The organism is Pseudomonas sp. Root329 (genome assembly GCF_001424925.1).
Lineage (GTDB): Bacteria > Pseudomonadota > Gammaproteobacteria > Pseudomonadales > Pseudomonadaceae > Aquipseudomonas > Aquipseudomonas arabinosi.
This window is the reverse complement of sequence record NZ_LMCV01000019.1, coordinates 1-13,494: the sequence shown is the minus strand read 5'-3', so window position 1 is coordinate 13,494 and position 13,494 is coordinate 1. Positions and strand designations below refer to the sequence as shown.

The following is a 13,494-nucleotide window of genomic DNA, read 5'->3' as shown; positions in this document are numbered from 1 at the left end:
GAGTTTCCCCCGAGAGCCATTGCACATGTCCGCTCAACCCCCATCTGCCATCGAGCTTGAGATCGCCCGGCGCTACGATCAGGAGCACGCCCGCGTCTGTCTTCAGCCGCGACCGCGTGGCCTGGCCGGGCGGTTGACGTTCTGGCGTGACGAGCAATTGGTGCGCAACGCGCTCAAGGCTGCCGGCGAGCCGGGTCTTGTTCTTGATTTGGCTTGCGGTGTCGGGCGCTTTTGGCCAGTACTGGCCGAGCATGCAAACCGGGTGATCCTCGCGGCCGACCCATCGCAGGACATACTCGATCATGCCCGTACCCACCATCCGCAGAGTTTGCTGGAGCGGGTCAAAACCTTTCAGAGTTCGGCGTTTACCATCGGCTTGTCGGCGAATGCGGTTGACTGCATTTTTTGCATGCAACTGTTTCAACACCTCACCTGCCCCGAGCATCGCTTGGCCATGCTCAAGGAGTTCCATCGGGTCAGTCGCGATACGGTGATTGTGGCCGTACGGGTCGATGCTCATTTCAAAGGTCGGCGCACGGACGCACAGGGCGCTCTGGCCCGACCGTTGGCCAGCAAGGCCGACGTCGAAGCCGAGTTCAAGCTCGCAGGTTTGCGTTTGCTCAGTCATCAGGACTTCCTGCCCGGCTGTGCGCGGATGCGCGTCTACGTACTGCGTAAGGCCGGCTAGTCTCCGCTTGTCAGACATTTCTTGCTGTTTTGCAGGCGTTTTCGCTAAAGCTCTTGTTCAGTGAATGCGCGGAAATCGCCGGGGGCGATATATACTGCGCGCCATTCTTCAAGGGAGAGCCGTGTGGCCATCGATATTCACTGGATTCGCGACAACGATAGCCTCGGTCAGTTTTGCGCCGAGTGGCAGCAGCTGCCATTCGTTGCCCTCGACACCGAATTCATGCGGGTCGACACCTTTTATCCGATTGCAGGCCTGCTGCAGATCGGCGATGGCGTACGCGCTTACCTGATTGACCCGCTGAGCATCGATAACTGGCAGCCACTGGCCGCGTTGCTGGAAAACCCGGCCGTGATCAAAGTCGTCCATGCGTGCAGCGAAGACCTCGAAGTCCTGCTGCGCCTGACCGGCAGCCTGCCGGTGCCGCTGTTCGACACTCAGTTGGCCGCCGCTTATCTGAACCTCGGTTTTTCCATGGGCTATTCGCGGCTGGTGCAGGAAGTGCTCGGCATCGACCTGCCCAAGGGCGAGACCCGTTCCGACTGGCTGCAACGTCCGCTTTCCGACACCCAAATCAGCTACGCCGCCGAAGATGCTTTGCACTTGGCGGAGGTTTTCGTACAGCTTCGTCCGAAGCTGTCTGACGACAAGTACGCCTGGGTCCTGGAAGACGGCGCCGAGCTGGTGGCCAACCTGCGTCGCGAAGTTGATCCGTATGAGGTCTATCGCGAAGCCAAGCTGGCCTGGAAACTCTCCCGCGCCCAACTCGCCGTGTTGCGTGAAGTGTGTGCCTGGCGCGAGCGCGAGGCCCGCGCCCGTGATCTGCCGCGCAACCGCATCGTCCGTGAGCATTCGCTGTGGCCGCTGGCGCGGACTCAGCCGGACAACCTCGGCGCGCTGGCGAAAATCGAAGACATGCACCCGCGTACCGTGCGTCAGGACGGCGAATTTCTGCTTGATCTGATCAAACGCTCTGGCAGTGTGTCGCCTGATCAATGGCCGCCTGCGGTGCCGGAGCCTTTGCCGGTGGACGCCGCCACGCTGGTCAAACGGCTGCGTGCGATCGGCCAGGCCGAAGCCGAACGCCTGAACATTGCACCAGAGCTGATGCTGCGCAAGAAAACCCTGGAAGCGCTGCTCAAGAGCGGCTATCCCAACGGTCCTTACCAATTGCCTGATTCGCTGCGTGGCTGGCGCCGCGAATTGATGGGCCAGGCGCTGCTCGACAGCCTGGCCACCGCCGGAGAACAGCCTTGAAACGTATTTGCTCCATCTATCGAAGCTTGAAGAAAAACGAGATGTACCTCTATGTGCTCAAAAGCGATGCACTGGAGCGCGTCCCGGAAAGTCTGATGGCCGCCTTCGGCAAACCGCATCACGCCTTTGACCTGGTGCTGACCCCCGAGCGCAAACTGTCGCGCGAGGACATCACCGTGGTGCTGGAAAACCTTGAGAAGCAGGGTTACCACTTGCAAATGCCGCCGGCCGAAGACGAGTACATCGAACACTTGCCGGAAGAATTGCTGCGCCGCAACGATCCGATGTGACCGGCAGACAGGCTCTGTTCAGAGCCTTTATGAAACACTGGAATGATTTTGGCGATAGCCAGGGCGATGGAGTGATACTCCGTCGGCGGCCGTCTGCACTGTTTTTGAAAGGTTTGAACCATGCGCGTTCTGATTGCTGAACACGACCACCCGGTGTACGCCCAGCTGTTGCGTCAAGCAGCGCCCGACCTGGAAGTGCTGACCAGCGGCGACTCCGCCGAACTGGCCAGCCAGGCCGCTGATTGTCCGATCTGGCTCGGTCAGCCGGACCTGCTGGCGACCTTGCTGCGTCAGGGCCACGAGCCACAATGGCTGCAATCGACCTGGGCGGGCATTACGCCGCTGCTGGCCGATGGCTTGCCACGTCACTATCGCCTGACTCGGGCGGTGGGGATTTTCGGGCAGGTCATGGCCGAATACGTGCTGACCTACATGCTCGGCCACGAGCGCGAAGTGCTGCCGCGGCTGGTCAGCCAGGTCGAGCGCAAATGGGACAGTCGCCAAGGCCAAAGCCTGGCCGGCCGTAAAGTGTTGATCGTCGGCACCGGTGACATCGGCCAGACCGTGGCGCAGTTCCTTGTGCCGTTTGGTGTCGAGTTGTACGGCATCGCCAGCGAAGCCCGCGAGCAGGCGCCGTTTACCGAAGTCGGGGCGCTGGCTGATCTGCCGCGTCTGGTCGGTGAAGTGGATTACGTGATCAATCTGCTGCCCAATACGCCGAACACCCACGACCTGTACGACGCGGCGCTGTTCAAGCAGTTCAAGCCGACCGGGTTGTTCATCAACGTCGGGCGCGGCGTGGCAGTGGTCGACGCGGACCTGGTGGAGGCCTTGAAAGAAGGGCATCTGGCCGGTGCCGTGATCGACGTCTGCCGTCAGGAGCCGCTGCCGCAACGTCATCCGTTCTGGACCGCTTGGGGCTTGCTGCTGACCGGCCACAGCTCGGCACCGACCTCGCCATCGATGATGGTGAAACTGTTTGTCGAAAACCTGCGGGCGTATCAGGCGGGTGAGGCGTTGCGCGGGGAAGTGGATTTCAATCGCGGCTACTGAGTACACCGCAATAAAATGTGGGAGCGGGCTTGCTCGCGAAAGCGGTCTGTCAGTCAACATCGATGTTGAACGTGATGGCCCCTTCGCGAGCAAGCCCGCTCCCACATTGGTTTTGTAGTGTGGCTTAGAGGGTGAAGTCGCCTTCGGCCGCCAACTCGCTCAGCGGACGACGCGGGCTTGGCTCTTCGCGCGCTTGCAGGTAGTCCGCCAGCGTCGCCTTGTCGCCCAGTTTGCCCACCGCCACCGCCGCGTGCAGCGCATAACCCTCAGGAATGTTCAGCTCCTTGCGGGTCAGGTCCTGGTCGAAACCGGCCATGCCGTGGGTGTGCCAGCCGCTGATGCTCGCTTGCAGCGCCAGATGGCCCCAAGCGGAACCGGTGTCGAAGGTGTGCCACAAGGCCGGGGTTTCTTCAGTGGCGCCGGGCACCGCGAAGGTGGTTTTCGAGATCACGATCACCAGTGCCGAGGCGTGTTGCGCCCAGCTGCGGTTGAATTCGTTCAGCAGCCCCAGATAGCGCTCCCAGTTTGGCGTGTCGCGACGCGCATACAGAAACCGCCACGGCTGCGAGTTGTAGGCCGATGGCGCCCAGCGTGCAGCTTCGAAGAAGCTCAGCAGGGTTTCTTCGGAGATCGCTTCGCCGGTGAAGGCACGGGGCGACCAGCGGTCGGTGAACTGAGGGTGGATGGCATAGTCGGCAACGCGTGGATTAGCACTCATCAGGAGATTCCTTGCTACGTTTGAAGGTGTGGGGCGACGCAAAACCCTACTGGGCGGCGCGATAACTGACAAGCTCGTTCTACCGGCAGTCGCCAACGCTTGGCCCACAAGGGCCTTGGCACTAGACTGGCGGCCTTTTCACCACCTGATGTTGATGCTTGAGCCATGGCCGCCAAAGTCGAACCGTTCTGGATACGCAAAACCCTCGATCAACTCGATCAAGAGGAATGGGAATCGCTGTGCGACGGCTGTGGCCTGTGCTGCCTGCAAAAGCTCGAAGATGAAGACGACAACAGCGTCTATTACACGCGCATCGCCTGCAAGCTGCTGGACCTGAAAACCTGTCAGTGCACCGATTACCCGAACCGCCGCGATTTCGTCCCCGACTGTATCCAGCTCACGCCGGGCAAGGCTGATGAGTTCAAATGGTTGCCACCGACCTGCGGCTATCGACTGGTCAGCGAAGGCAAGGACCTGCCGCTCTGGCACCATCTGGTGTGCGGTGATCGCGATGCGGTGCACCACGAACGTATTTCCCAGTCCGGACGCATGCTCGCCGAAGGCAGCGTGGCCGAAGACGATTGGGAAGACCATCTGATTTTTCGGGCGGGTTAATCGCCAAGCGTATTAACGTTTCACGAAGGAGTGTGTATGGCTGTGGGATTGCGGCTGGCGTTGGCCTTTGGGCTTTTGGCCCTGAGTTCGCCCGTGTGGGCGGCGAAGAAGGTTGATCTGGATTACCACGTGCGCCTGTTGCCGCAAAGCGATCAGGCTGAAGTGCGGCTGACCCTGGCTCAGGGGGCGGCGGTGCGCAGTCTGGATTTCGACCTGGGCGATGGCAGCCACTACAGCGATTTCAAGGCCGACGGCCAATGGCAGCTCACGCCGGGCAAGCAGCCCCGTGGTGTCTGGCGTCCGGCCGCCGACAAGGCCAGCCTGACCTACCGCGTACGCATCAGCCACGGACGCAAGAGCGGCAGCTTCGATACGCGCATGACCCCGACCTGGGCGCTGATGCGCGGCGACGATCTGGTGCCGGCAGCCAAACTCGATCAGCAGGACGGCATCGAGCTGGTTTCACGCCTTGAATTCGAATTGCCCACCGGCTGGAAAAGCGTTGAAACCGCCTGGCCGCGAATTGGCAAGAACAAATTCCGGATCGATAACGTCTCTCGATTGTTCGACCGGCCCACCGGCTGGATGCTCGCCGGCCACCTCGGCAGCCGTCGCACGCGGCTTGGGGAAACCGAAGTCACCGTTGCCTCACCTCAGGGCCAGGGCATGCGCCGCATGGATGTGCTGACACTGTTGACCTTTGTCTGGCCGCAAGTGCAGGCGGTGTATCCCCGTCATCCCGTCAAACTGTTGATTGTCGGCGCCAACGACCCGATGTGGCGTGGCAGCCTGGGCGCGCACGAATCGATCTATCTGAACACCCGTCTGCCGCTGGTCAGCGAAAGCGGTACCAGCGCGCTGGTGCGGGAGTTGGCGCAGGTGTTCGGACGGATCAACGATCAGCAGCGCAGTGACTGGATCAGCGAAGGATTTGCCGAGTATTACGCCATCGAACTGGTGCGTCGCGCCGGTGGCATGAGTGACGAGCGGTATGAGAGTTTGCAGAAGAAGCTGGCCAAGGACAGCCAGAACGTCACGACCTTGCGCGCTGAGCAGGTCAGCCCGGCGCAGGTGTCGAAAGCGGTCGTGTTACTGCAGGAACTGGATCGCGAGATTCGCCTGAAGACCCGCAACAAACGCTCGCTGGATGATGTGTTACGCGGGGCGATGCATCTGGAGAGCGTGGACACCAAGGAATTTGTTCAGCTCGCCGAAAGCATCATTGGCGAGCCCTCCAAAGTCCTTGATACGGAGTTACTTCAGTAACACCGCTTTCGCGAGCAAGCCCGCTCCCACATTAGATCTCTGTCGTACACATAACCAGTGTCCACTGACGATCAAATGTGGGAGCGGGCTTGCTCGCGAAGAGGCCCTAAGCCTCATCGAATTTCCTGGATCAAGCCCCGGTTTTCGGAGATTTCAACGAATCATTACCGGTCACGGTAGCGGTATTGGTCGCCGCTTCCGCATTCGCCTTCAACCGGTTCAACTCTTCACCCGCCCGCTGAATCTTCGCCCGCACGTTGTTCATGTCCTGACGGCTTTTCTCCAGCAGGCTTTTCGCCGAACTGTGTCCGGTAATACCACGCGCCAGGGCCACACCGCCGATCGCCACTTGAATCAACCCGAACACACCACCGCGACGCAGGCCCTTGCCGACCATCACCACGCCGCCGGCCAGGGAGCCGATGCGTTCCCAGCCCTGCACGTTCTGCTCAGTGTGAGTCTGGAACGGGGTGGATTCGATGCGCTCTACGCGTTTGAGTTCGCTCATGATCTGTCTCCAGTCGGGAATAGCTGCTTCAGGAATAGATACTTAAGCTGACTGCCGAGGCGGGCGGCTTGTTCCATCGGATGTGCGGTGAATCAGCGAAATTTCGCCCCGGACCGAGTGTTGAGTCCCTTGGACATGCGGTCATAGAGCACGACGTTGACGGTGGCCGCCAGGTTCATGCAACCGGTGGTCGGGATGTAGACCACGTCTTCGCACCAGTCACGAATCTCTTTATCCAGCGAGCCGTCTTCCGGGCCGAAGATGTACAGCGCGCGGTCCGGGTGGGTGTATTCCGGCAGCGAACGGGCGCCGTCCACCAATTCCACAGCAACCGGCACGCAGCCCAGCGGCAGGATTTTTTTCAGGTCGTCGATGCCGATCAGCGGAATGTCGTAGTGGACACGCTTGGTGTCGGTGACGAAGTCGGCGGCGCGTTCATAACGCTTGCCGGTATAGAACACGGACGCCACGCCATAACAGCCAGCGGCGCGCATCACCGAACCGACGTTCTCCGGTGATTTGGGGTTATACAAACCAATGCAGCTGTACCGTTTGTCTGCCACGAGCGGATGCCTTCGGGGAAAAAACGGCGATTATACGGGGATTGGGGGAGGGTGGTCAGTTTGTAGATTGGTGGTGTTTGGTCGGCCGTCTTCGCGAGCAAGCCCGCTCCCACAATGGATCCTGAGTGTTCACAAATGTTGTGTTCACAGAAGATCTCCTGTGGGAGCGGGCTTGCTCGCGAAGGGGCCGGTCGAGGCGCTGAAGATATTACTCGTCTTTCTTCATCAGGCCAGCCAACGCGGCAAACGGGTTATGTGTCGCCTTGGCGATTTTCGGCGAGCTCAGCGAGCCTTCACCGAAATACTGTTGATCGGTGTACCGCGAGTGTTCGTTATCGTGGCAATACAAGCACAACAGTTCCCAGTTCGAGCCGTCCTGAGGGTTGTTGTCGTGATTGTGGTCGCGGTGGTGCACGGTCAGTTCGCTCAGGCGCTTGCCGGAAAACTCACGGGCGCAACGGCCGCACACGTGCGGGTACATTTTCAAGGCCTTGTCGCGGTAACCCATTTCCTTGTCGCGCTGGTTGTCTGCAAGGATGCGGTCCAGTTTCGACGTGTTGGTGGGAGGCGTTGACGAACTCATGGGTTCACCTTTGTAAAAAGACTAATGACGGTATTAATCGCAGTTTAGCTCAGCCCTTGAGCTTCTCGGCAATCCAGATGGTGTGGCGGGTACCTTTGTTGCCATGGGCGAAGACCTGGACTTCCTCGGCCTTGAAGCCGGCCTTCTTCAGTTTGTCGGAAAACTGTCGGTCAGCGCTCGCGGACCAGACGGCCAGCACGCCTTTAGGCCGCAGGGCCTTGGCGCAGGCGCTCAGGCCGCCAGCGGAGTAGAGCCAGCTGTTGGCCTTCTGGGTCAGGCCTTCGGGGCCGTTGTCGACGTCGAGCATGATTGCGTCGAAACCTTGCGGCTCGGCTTGCAGGACTTTGGCCACGTCTTCCATGCGAATGGCCGTGCGCGGGTCCAGCAGCGGGTTCCCGGCTTTCTCGCCCAGCGGTCCACGGTTCCACTCCACCACGCCCGGCACCAGTTCGGCGACCACCACTTCAGCGGTCTTGCCCAGATGCTTGAGGGCCGACGCGAGGGTGAAGCCCATACCCAGGCCGCCGATCAGCACGCGCGAATTCGGCCGGCCGGCCACTTTACGGCACGGGATCTCCGCCAGAGCGTCTTCCGAGCCGTGCATGCGGGTGTTCATCAGTTGCCCGCCGTCGCCGCCCTGGATCTTGATGACGAAATCCTCACCGTATTCGAACAGGCACAAGGCACCGCCATTTTCAGGAATTGGAGTGGTGTCGAGCAGAACGAAACGTTTCATGGGACTCACTTGAGGAGAAATTGGCATAAGAGGGAGAAGGCAAACACGCGCCGTTGGGAGTAGCCTGCAAAAAGACAACAAGGCCAACGGAGCCATTGATGAAGCGCACCATTCTAACGGTCATTGCCTTGGCCGCGCTCTCGATAACTGCAGTGCAGGCCCAGCAGTTGCAAACCATTCCGACCAGCCCTGCGCCGCTGCCCGGTTCGCCGGGCACCGCGACACCGACACCGTACCCGCAAATCACCCCGACCAGCGTGCCCAAGGTCGGCCCCGGCAGTGGCGGCCCGCCGCTGGTGCCGATCGAGATGCCCAGTCCTCCGACCAAGGATCAACCGTTACCGGGCCTTGAGCCAAACAGCACGAAGATCAAGTCACCCGGCGGTTAAACCTGCTGCGAGAGCAGTTGCCCATCGGCCATGCGCAAGCGTTTGGAGAGGGAGAAGGCGAGGGCGCGGATTATTTTGGCGGCGATTTTCGGCGCATCGTTGAGCATCTTTTCCAGCGAATCCTTGCCCAGATTGAGCAACTGGCAATTGCTCGCGGCCACGCAACTGGCCGAGCGGCGTTCGCCGTCGAGTACGGCCATTTCGCCGAACGCCCGACCGCTGCGTAACGTTGCCATGGTCACCAGGTGCCCGTCGCTGTTGGTTTTCTGCACCGCCACCTGGCCGGTGTGGATGATGCACATGAAGCTGCCGGCATCACCCTCATGGAAAATCTCTTCGCCCTGAGCAATGGTGCTGATGCTGAAGTAACCCGAGGCCGTGGCGAAGTCCGCCGGCAGCAGTTGATCGAACAGGCCACAGTCCATCAGCCAGTCGCGAATTTCGTTGTTCAGTAAGGTCGGTTCTGACATGTCGTCACGGTCTTTTTCTTGTGTTTGTTGCTGTTCCGGATCTGCAATCCACCACAAATCCCTTGTGGGAGCGGGCTTGCTCGCGAAGGCGGTGTGTCAGACAACATTGATGTTGAATGTGATGGCCTCTTCGCGAGCAAGCCCGCTCCCACAGGGGGTATGTGTCGTACCGGGCCCGGTGTCTGGTCTTAAGACCGAATCACCGGGCCAAGTTCCTCAGGCGATGCCCAAAACCTTGAAAACAAATGCGTATTCGAGTGCTACGTCACGCAATCCCTGATAACGACCGCTCATCCCGCCATGCCCGGCACCCAATTCGGTCTTGAGCAGCAGGGGATTGGTGTCGGTTTTGGTCGCGCGTAATTTCGCCACCCACTTGGCCGCTTCCCAGTACTGCACGCGACTGTCGTTGTAGCCGGCGATCACCAGGGTCGCCGGATAAGCTTGTGCGGTGACGTTTTCGTACGGGGCGTAGGCCTTGATCCGATCATAGACGTCCGGTTCTTCAGGATTGCCCCACTCGTCGTATTCGGTGACGGTCAACGGCAGATCCGGGTCGAGCATGGTGTTCAGCACGTCGACGAACGGCACTTCGGCAATCGCAGCAGCAAACAACTCCGGCCGCTGATTGAGCACCGCGCCGATCAGCAGACCACCGGCGCTGCCGCCGCTGATCGCCAGTTGCTGAGGTGTGGTGAAGCCATTGGCGATCAGGTGCTCGGCGCAGGCAATGAAGTCGCTGAAGGTGTTGTGTTTGTGTTCCTGCTTGCCGGCGCGATACCAGGCCTCGCCCAGTTCACCGCCGCCACGCACGTGAGCGATGGCGAACGCCACGCCACGGTCCAGCAGACTCAAACGAGCGTGGGAGAACCACGGGTCGAGGCTTTCACCGTAAGCACCGTAGCCGTACAGATAAAGCGGCGTCGGCTTACCGAGGGCTTCGCGTTTGACGACGAGGCTGATCGGCACTTTCGTACCGTCCGGTGCGTTCGCCCACAGGCGCTGACTGACGTAGGCATCGGCGTCGAACGGGCCGAGCACCGGGGTTTCTTTGAGGACTTTCTGCTCACCGTTGCCCAATACCAGTTGGCGGATTTGCGCCGGACGGTTCAGCGCTTCGTAGCGCAGACGGATCCTGTCGCTGACGAATTCCAGACTGTTCTGTACGTGCAGGCTGTAGGCCGCATCCGGCAATTGCACGCGGTAGCTCGGCAGGTCTTGCGGATGAACTTCGATGATCGGCAAGCCACCTTCACGCAAGCTCAGGGTCATGGCCCCGGCGTTCAGGCTCATGCCTTCGATCATCACCGTGTCGCTGTGCGGGATCAGGTTCTGCCAGTCGGCCTCGGTCGGCGCCACGCCGGTGTCTACGGCGTGGTAGAGGGCAAAGTTGATGCCGTCGCGGTTGGTGCGAATGAACCAGGTCCATTGACCGTCGAGCGCGCCGTGGTCGACGTCGTACTCATGGTCTTCAACCCTCGGTGCGATGCAGGTAAACGCCTGCTGCGGCTGGAACGCATCGAGCACCCAGACTTCGCTGGTGGTCTTGCTGCCCAGGGACAGAAGCAATTGCTGCTCGGAACTGGAGCGGTAGCAATGCATGAAGAATCGACCGTCCGGCTCATGGAACACTTCTTCGGCCGCCGTACCGTCCAGCCGATAGCGGAACAGTTTGTGCGGGCGATGGGTGTCGTCCAGTTCGCCGAAGAACAGCGTCAGGCTGTCATTGGCCCAGGTCATGCTGCCGTCGCAATCCTGGAATTCCAGTTCACTGACACGGCCGTTGGACAATTCCTTCACGAACAGCGTGAAAATTTCATCGCCCGTGGCATCGATGCTGTAGGCCAGACGCTGGTGGTCCGGGCTGATACTGAAGGCGCCCAGGGAAAAGAAGCCACCTTTGGCCAGTTCGTTCGGGTCCAGCAGCAACTGTTCCTGGCTTTCGTCGAGCTGCAGGCTGTCATCGACAGGGCGCGGGCAGCGGTAGTGACGAGCATATTCATCACCGGCCGTGGTGCGCGTGTAATACAGGTACGGACCCCAAGGGGAGGGCAAGGACAGGTCGGTTTCGAGAATCCGGCCCTTGATCTCTTCGAACAGGGTTTCACGCAACCCGGCCTGATCGGCGGTTTGCGCCTCTTGGTAGCGGTTTTCCGCTTTCAGGTAGTCGAGCACCGCGTCGGTGTCGCGCTCCTGCAGCCAGGCATACGGGTCGTCGCCTTCGGCCTTGCGGGCAATGGGAGCGTCGGAAACGTTGACGGATAGGGGCATGAAGGACTCTCGAGCGTTTTACGAAGTAGGGTTCGCAGACGGCGGGCAAGCCTGACGTGCGAAAAGTCGTTACTATAAGCGCCTCTTTGCCTGCCTTGCCATGGACACCATGACCGAGAACGACTATCTGATCGCTTGGGGCCTCTACGCCTTCGCCGCTTTGGGCTGCCTGTTGGTGTGGATGCGTATCACCCGCTGGATGTGGCGCTGGCTGCGTGAGCCGTTACGACTATTGGTTGCTGTGTTGCTGTTCAGCCCCACCATCATCGACCCGGTGAAGGAAAAGGTCGCTCCGGCCATCGCCATCACGGCCCTCGATTTGCTGTTCAAGGTCGGCAACAACGCCTGGCGCGCGATTTCCGATCTGTTCATGTATGGCATGATCGCTTTCGGCATTTACCTGGTATTCGTGGCGATCCGTTTCCCTATCGAACGTGCGTCCAACGCTCGCAAGGAACAGGCTGCCGCTGCCAAGGCTGCGGCCCGGGCCGATGACCCTGAAGAGGATCATCCTTTCGGCGGTGCGGGCGATGATCGTTACGGTCGTCCACCGGTGCCGAGCAACCCTCAGCGATTGCGGGTCGAACCGCGTCTGTAACCTTGCCCCTGCCTTTCAGCGAGAATCCGAGCATGTGTGAGTTATTGGGCATGAGCGCCAATGTCCCGACCGATATCGTGTTCAGCTTCACCGGGCTGATGCAGCGCGGCGGCCGCACCGGTCCACACCGTGACGGCTGGGGCATTGCCTTTTACGAGGGTCGTGGCCTGCGCCTGTTTCAGGACCCGGCGGCGAGTTGTGAGTCCGAAGTCGCCAACCTGGTGCAACGCTATCCGATCAAGAGCGAAGTGGTGATCGGGCACATCCGCCAGGCCAATGTCGGCAAGGTCTGCCTGTCCAATACCCATCCATTCGTGCGCGAGCTGTGGGGGCGTAACTGGTGTTTTGCCCACAATGGCCAGCTCGCGGAGTTTCAACCGATCAAGAGTTTTTACCGCCCCGTTGGCGATACCGACAGCGAAGCGGCGTTCTGCGATTTGCTCAACCGCGTGCGCGCCGCATTCCCGGAACCGGTAGAGGTCGAAGAACTGCTGCCAGATCTGGTGGCCGCCTGCGCCGAATACCGCAGCAAAGGCGTGTTCAACTGCCTGCTCAGCGATGGTGATTGGTTGTTCTGCTATTGCTCGACCAAACTGGCGCAGATCACCCGCCGCGCGCCATTCGGCCCGGCGCGCTTGAAGGACGTCGATGTAATCGTCGACTTCCAGGCCGAAACCACGCCCAACGACGTGGTCACGGTGATCGCCACCGAACCCTTGACTGAAAACGAAACCTGGACCCGCTACGAACCGGGCCAATGGAGCCTCTGGCGACGCGGTGAATGCGTCAGCCAGGGCAAGACCGAATAAGGATTTCCCTTCATGTTGCTCAGTTATCTACGGCTGGTGTTGTTTGCGGCGGGCCTGTTGATCGGTGTCCAGGTGCCAGGGTTCATCAGCGATTATGCCAAGCGGGTCGAAGCGCATTTGATTGAGGCACAGACCAGTCTGAGCGGTTTTCAGGGCACGGCGAATCAGTTCTTCAAGGGTGACATGCAGGCGTTGGTGGCCCATTACCGCGCCAGCGAAGACCCGATCTTTCGCAACGATGCCGACAGCCTGAGCACCTTGCTGACCCGTCAACTGGCCCTCGATAAACAGTTCCAGGCCATGCAGGGCCCGTGGTACATCCGCTTCCTGCAAGTGGCATTGGCCGCCGATCCGGATATTCGCAAGGAAACCTGGAACGGCTACAGCTACCAGATCCTGCTGACGCCGGAAGCGATGATCTGGGGCATGAGCGGGGCGTTGCTGTTGTCGTTCGGCATTGAATGCCTGTTCCGTCTGATCGACTGGGTGGTGCTGGGCGGCAAACGCCTGCGCCAGAGCCGGCCGATCGAAGATCGGGATGTGCGCGGTCTTTGAGTCGATGATTGATCGTTCCCACGCTCTGGTCTGCACCCCAAAAGTTGGACACAACTGATGGGGTGCTTAATGCGAAAGTATACGGTTCAAGCGAAGCTGCTAGCGGTACAGGATTACTGCTCTGG

General features: G+C 60.3%; 17 protein-coding genes. 10 read left to right on the top strand and 7 right to left on the bottom strand.

Translation table 11 applies throughout. The annotated features are described in order from the left end of the window. The first annotated feature begins 25 nt into the window (after positions 1 to 25). The 4 genes from ASC74_RS16635 (at position 26) to ASC74_RS16620 (ending at position 3,288) form a co-directional block, all read left to right on the top strand. A complete protein-coding gene (locus ASC74_RS16635) occupies positions 26 to 688 on the top strand; it encodes a class I SAM-dependent methyltransferase (protein ID WP_056742531.1) in 663 nt (220 codons plus the stop codon). A 123-nt stretch (positions 689 to 811) separates the two neighbouring features. Next, the gene (gene rnd / locus ASC74_RS16630; protein WP_056742529.1) at positions 812 to 1,945 is read left to right on the top strand and encodes a ribonuclease D; all 1,134 of its coding nucleotides are present in this window, start codon (positions 812 to 814) and stop codon (positions 1,943 to 1,945) included. Further along, positions 1,942 to 2,235: a YcgL domain-containing protein gene (locus ASC74_RS16625; RefSeq protein WP_007898694.1), complete on the top strand. Its 294-nt coding sequence runs from the start codon at positions 1,942 to 1,944 to the stop codon at positions 2,233 to 2,235. Before rnd ends, ASC74_RS16625 begins: the two co-directional genes overlap by 4 nt. Positions 2,236 to 2,355: 120 nt before the next feature. Then, positions 2,356 to 3,288: a D-2-hydroxyacid dehydrogenase gene (locus tag ASC74_RS16620; protein WP_056742527.1), complete on the top strand. Its 933-nt coding sequence runs from the start codon at positions 2,356 to 2,358 to the stop codon at positions 3,286 to 3,288. Between the two features lie 124 nt (positions 3,289 to 3,412). Here ASC74_RS16620 and ASC74_RS16615 read toward each other — a convergent pair whose 3' ends face one another. Beyond that, positions 3,413 to 4,006, bottom strand: a complete 594-nt coding sequence (locus ASC74_RS16615; RefSeq protein ID WP_033054040.1) for a nitroreductase family protein — start codon at positions 4,004 to 4,006, stop codon at positions 3,413 to 3,415. A gap of 165 nt (positions 4,007 to 4,171) precedes the next feature. Here ASC74_RS16615 and ASC74_RS16610 point away from each other — a divergent pair, with 165 nt between their 5' ends. After that, complete coding sequence (locus ASC74_RS16610; protein ID WP_007898698.1) at positions 4,172 to 4,621, top strand: YcgN family cysteine cluster protein; 450 nt, start codon at positions 4,172 to 4,174, stop codon at positions 4,619 to 4,621. A 36-nt stretch (positions 4,622 to 4,657) separates the two neighbouring features. Further along, entirely contained in the window at positions 4,658 to 5,887 is a 1,230-nt protein-coding gene (locus ASC74_RS16605) for a hypothetical protein (RefSeq protein WP_056742525.1), read from the top strand. A 130-nt stretch (positions 5,888 to 6,017) separates the two neighbouring features. Here ASC74_RS16605 and ASC74_RS16600 read toward each other — a convergent pair whose 3' ends face one another. The 4 genes from ASC74_RS16600 to ASC74_RS16585 all read right to left on the bottom strand — a co-directional run bounded on the left by ASC74_RS16600 (position 6,018) and on the right by ASC74_RS16585 (position 8,277). Further along, positions 6,018 to 6,395 carry a YgaP family membrane protein gene (locus ASC74_RS16600; protein WP_056742524.1) on the bottom strand — a complete coding sequence of 126 codons (378 nt, stop codon included), beginning with the start codon at positions 6,393 to 6,395 and terminating at the stop codon, positions 6,018 to 6,020. 92 nt (positions 6,396 to 6,487) lie between these two features. After that, the gene (locus ASC74_RS16595) at positions 6,488 to 6,958 is read right to left on the bottom strand and encodes an RNA methyltransferase (RefSeq protein WP_007944014.1); all 471 of its coding nucleotides are present in this window, start codon (positions 6,956 to 6,958) and stop codon (positions 6,488 to 6,490) included. 208 nt (positions 6,959 to 7,166) lie between these two features. Further along, positions 7,167 to 7,541, bottom strand: a complete 375-nt coding sequence (locus ASC74_RS16590) for a YajD family HNH nuclease (RefSeq protein WP_056742523.1) — start codon at positions 7,539 to 7,541, stop codon at positions 7,167 to 7,169. Positions 7,542 to 7,590: 49 nt separating this feature from the next. Next, on the bottom strand, positions 7,591 to 8,277 hold the full coding sequence (locus ASC74_RS16585; protein ID WP_056742522.1) for a spermidine synthase: 687 nt from the start codon (positions 8,275 to 8,277) through the stop codon (positions 7,591 to 7,593). 98 nt (positions 8,278 to 8,375) lie between these two features. On the opposite strand from ASC74_RS16585, the gene ASC74_RS16580 reads away from it, so the two are divergent. Next, the gene (locus ASC74_RS16580; RefSeq protein ID WP_056742521.1) at positions 8,376 to 8,666 is read left to right on the top strand and encodes a hypothetical protein; all 291 of its coding nucleotides are present in this window, start codon (positions 8,376 to 8,378) and stop codon (positions 8,664 to 8,666) included. Here ASC74_RS16580 and ASC74_RS16575 read toward each other — a convergent pair. Beyond that, the gene (locus ASC74_RS16575; RefSeq protein WP_056742518.1) at positions 8,663 to 9,136 is read right to left on the bottom strand and encodes a cyclic nucleotide-binding domain-containing protein; all 474 of its coding nucleotides are present in this window, start codon (positions 9,134 to 9,136) and stop codon (positions 8,663 to 8,665) included. The two genes, ASC74_RS16580 and ASC74_RS16575, sit on opposite strands and share 4 nt — an antisense overlap. 216 nt (positions 9,137 to 9,352) lie before the next feature. After that, a complete protein-coding gene (locus tag ASC74_RS16570) occupies positions 9,353 to 11,407 on the bottom strand; it encodes a S9 family peptidase (protein ID WP_056742517.1) in 2,055 nt (684 codons plus the stop codon). Between the two features lie 100 nt (positions 11,408 to 11,507). On the opposite strand from ASC74_RS16570, the gene ASC74_RS16565 reads away from it, so the two are divergent. The 3 genes from ASC74_RS16565 to ASC74_RS16555 are packed head-to-tail and all read left to right on the top strand — an operon-like array spanning position 11,508 to position 13,369. After that, entirely contained in the window at positions 11,508 to 12,005 is a 498-nt protein-coding gene (locus ASC74_RS16565) for a hypothetical protein (protein ID WP_056742515.1), read from the top strand. A gap of 32 nt (positions 12,006 to 12,037) precedes the next feature. Beyond that, entirely contained in the window at positions 12,038 to 12,814 is a 777-nt protein-coding gene (locus ASC74_RS16560; RefSeq protein ID WP_046046095.1) for a class II glutamine amidotransferase, read from the top strand. 12 nt (positions 12,815 to 12,826) lie between these two features. Then, positions 12,827 to 13,369 (top strand): DUF2937 family protein, encoded by a 543-nt coding sequence (locus ASC74_RS16555; RefSeq protein WP_056742513.1) that lies wholly within the window; start codon positions 12,827 to 12,829, stop codon positions 13,367 to 13,369. The last annotated feature ends 125 nt before the right edge of the window (positions 13,370 to 13,494 follow it).

Coding starts and splice junctions, on each gene's coding strand:
- ASC74_RS16635 (WP_056742531.1), top strand. CDS start 26: ATGTCCGCTCAACCCCCATCTGCCATCGAGCTTGAGATCGCCCGGCGC.
- ASC74_RS16620 (WP_056742527.1), top strand. CDS start 2,356: ATGCGCGTTCTGATTGCTGAACACGACCACCCGGTGTACGCCCAGCTG.
- ASC74_RS16615 (WP_033054040.1), bottom strand. CDS start 4,006: ATGAGTGCTAATCCACGCGTTGCCGACTATGCCATCCACCCTCAGTTC.
- ASC74_RS16610 (WP_007898698.1), top strand. CDS start 4,172: ATGGCCGCCAAAGTCGAACCGTTCTGGATACGCAAAACCCTCGATCAA.
- ASC74_RS16605 (WP_056742525.1), top strand. CDS start 4,658: ATGGCTGTGGGATTGCGGCTGGCGTTGGCCTTTGGGCTTTTGGCCCTG.
- ASC74_RS16600 (WP_056742524.1), bottom strand. CDS start 6,395: ATGAGCGAACTCAAACGCGTAGAGCGCATCGAATCCACCCCGTTCCAG.
- ASC74_RS16590 (WP_056742523.1), bottom strand. CDS start 7,541: ATGAGTTCGTCAACGCCTCCCACCAACACGTCGAAACTGGACCGCATC.
- ASC74_RS16585 (WP_056742522.1), bottom strand. CDS start 8,277: ATGAAACGTTTCGTTCTGCTCGACACCACTCCAATTCCTGAAAATGGC.
- ASC74_RS16580 (WP_056742521.1), top strand. CDS start 8,376: ATGAAGCGCACCATTCTAACGGTCATTGCCTTGGCCGCGCTCTCGATA.
- ASC74_RS16575 (WP_056742518.1), bottom strand. CDS start 9,136: ATGTCAGAACCGACCTTACTGAACAACGAAATTCGCGACTGGCTGATG.
- ASC74_RS16570 (WP_056742517.1), bottom strand. CDS start 11,407: ATGCCCCTATCCGTCAACGTTTCCGACGCTCCCATTGCCCGCAAGGCC.
- ASC74_RS16565 (WP_056742515.1), top strand. CDS start 11,508: ATGGACACCATGACCGAGAACGACTATCTGATCGCTTGGGGCCTCTAC.
- ASC74_RS16560 (WP_046046095.1), top strand. CDS start 12,038: ATGTGTGAGTTATTGGGCATGAGCGCCAATGTCCCGACCGATATCGTG.
- ASC74_RS16555 (WP_056742513.1), top strand. CDS start 12,827: ATGTTGCTCAGTTATCTACGGCTGGTGTTGTTTGCGGCGGGCCTGTTG.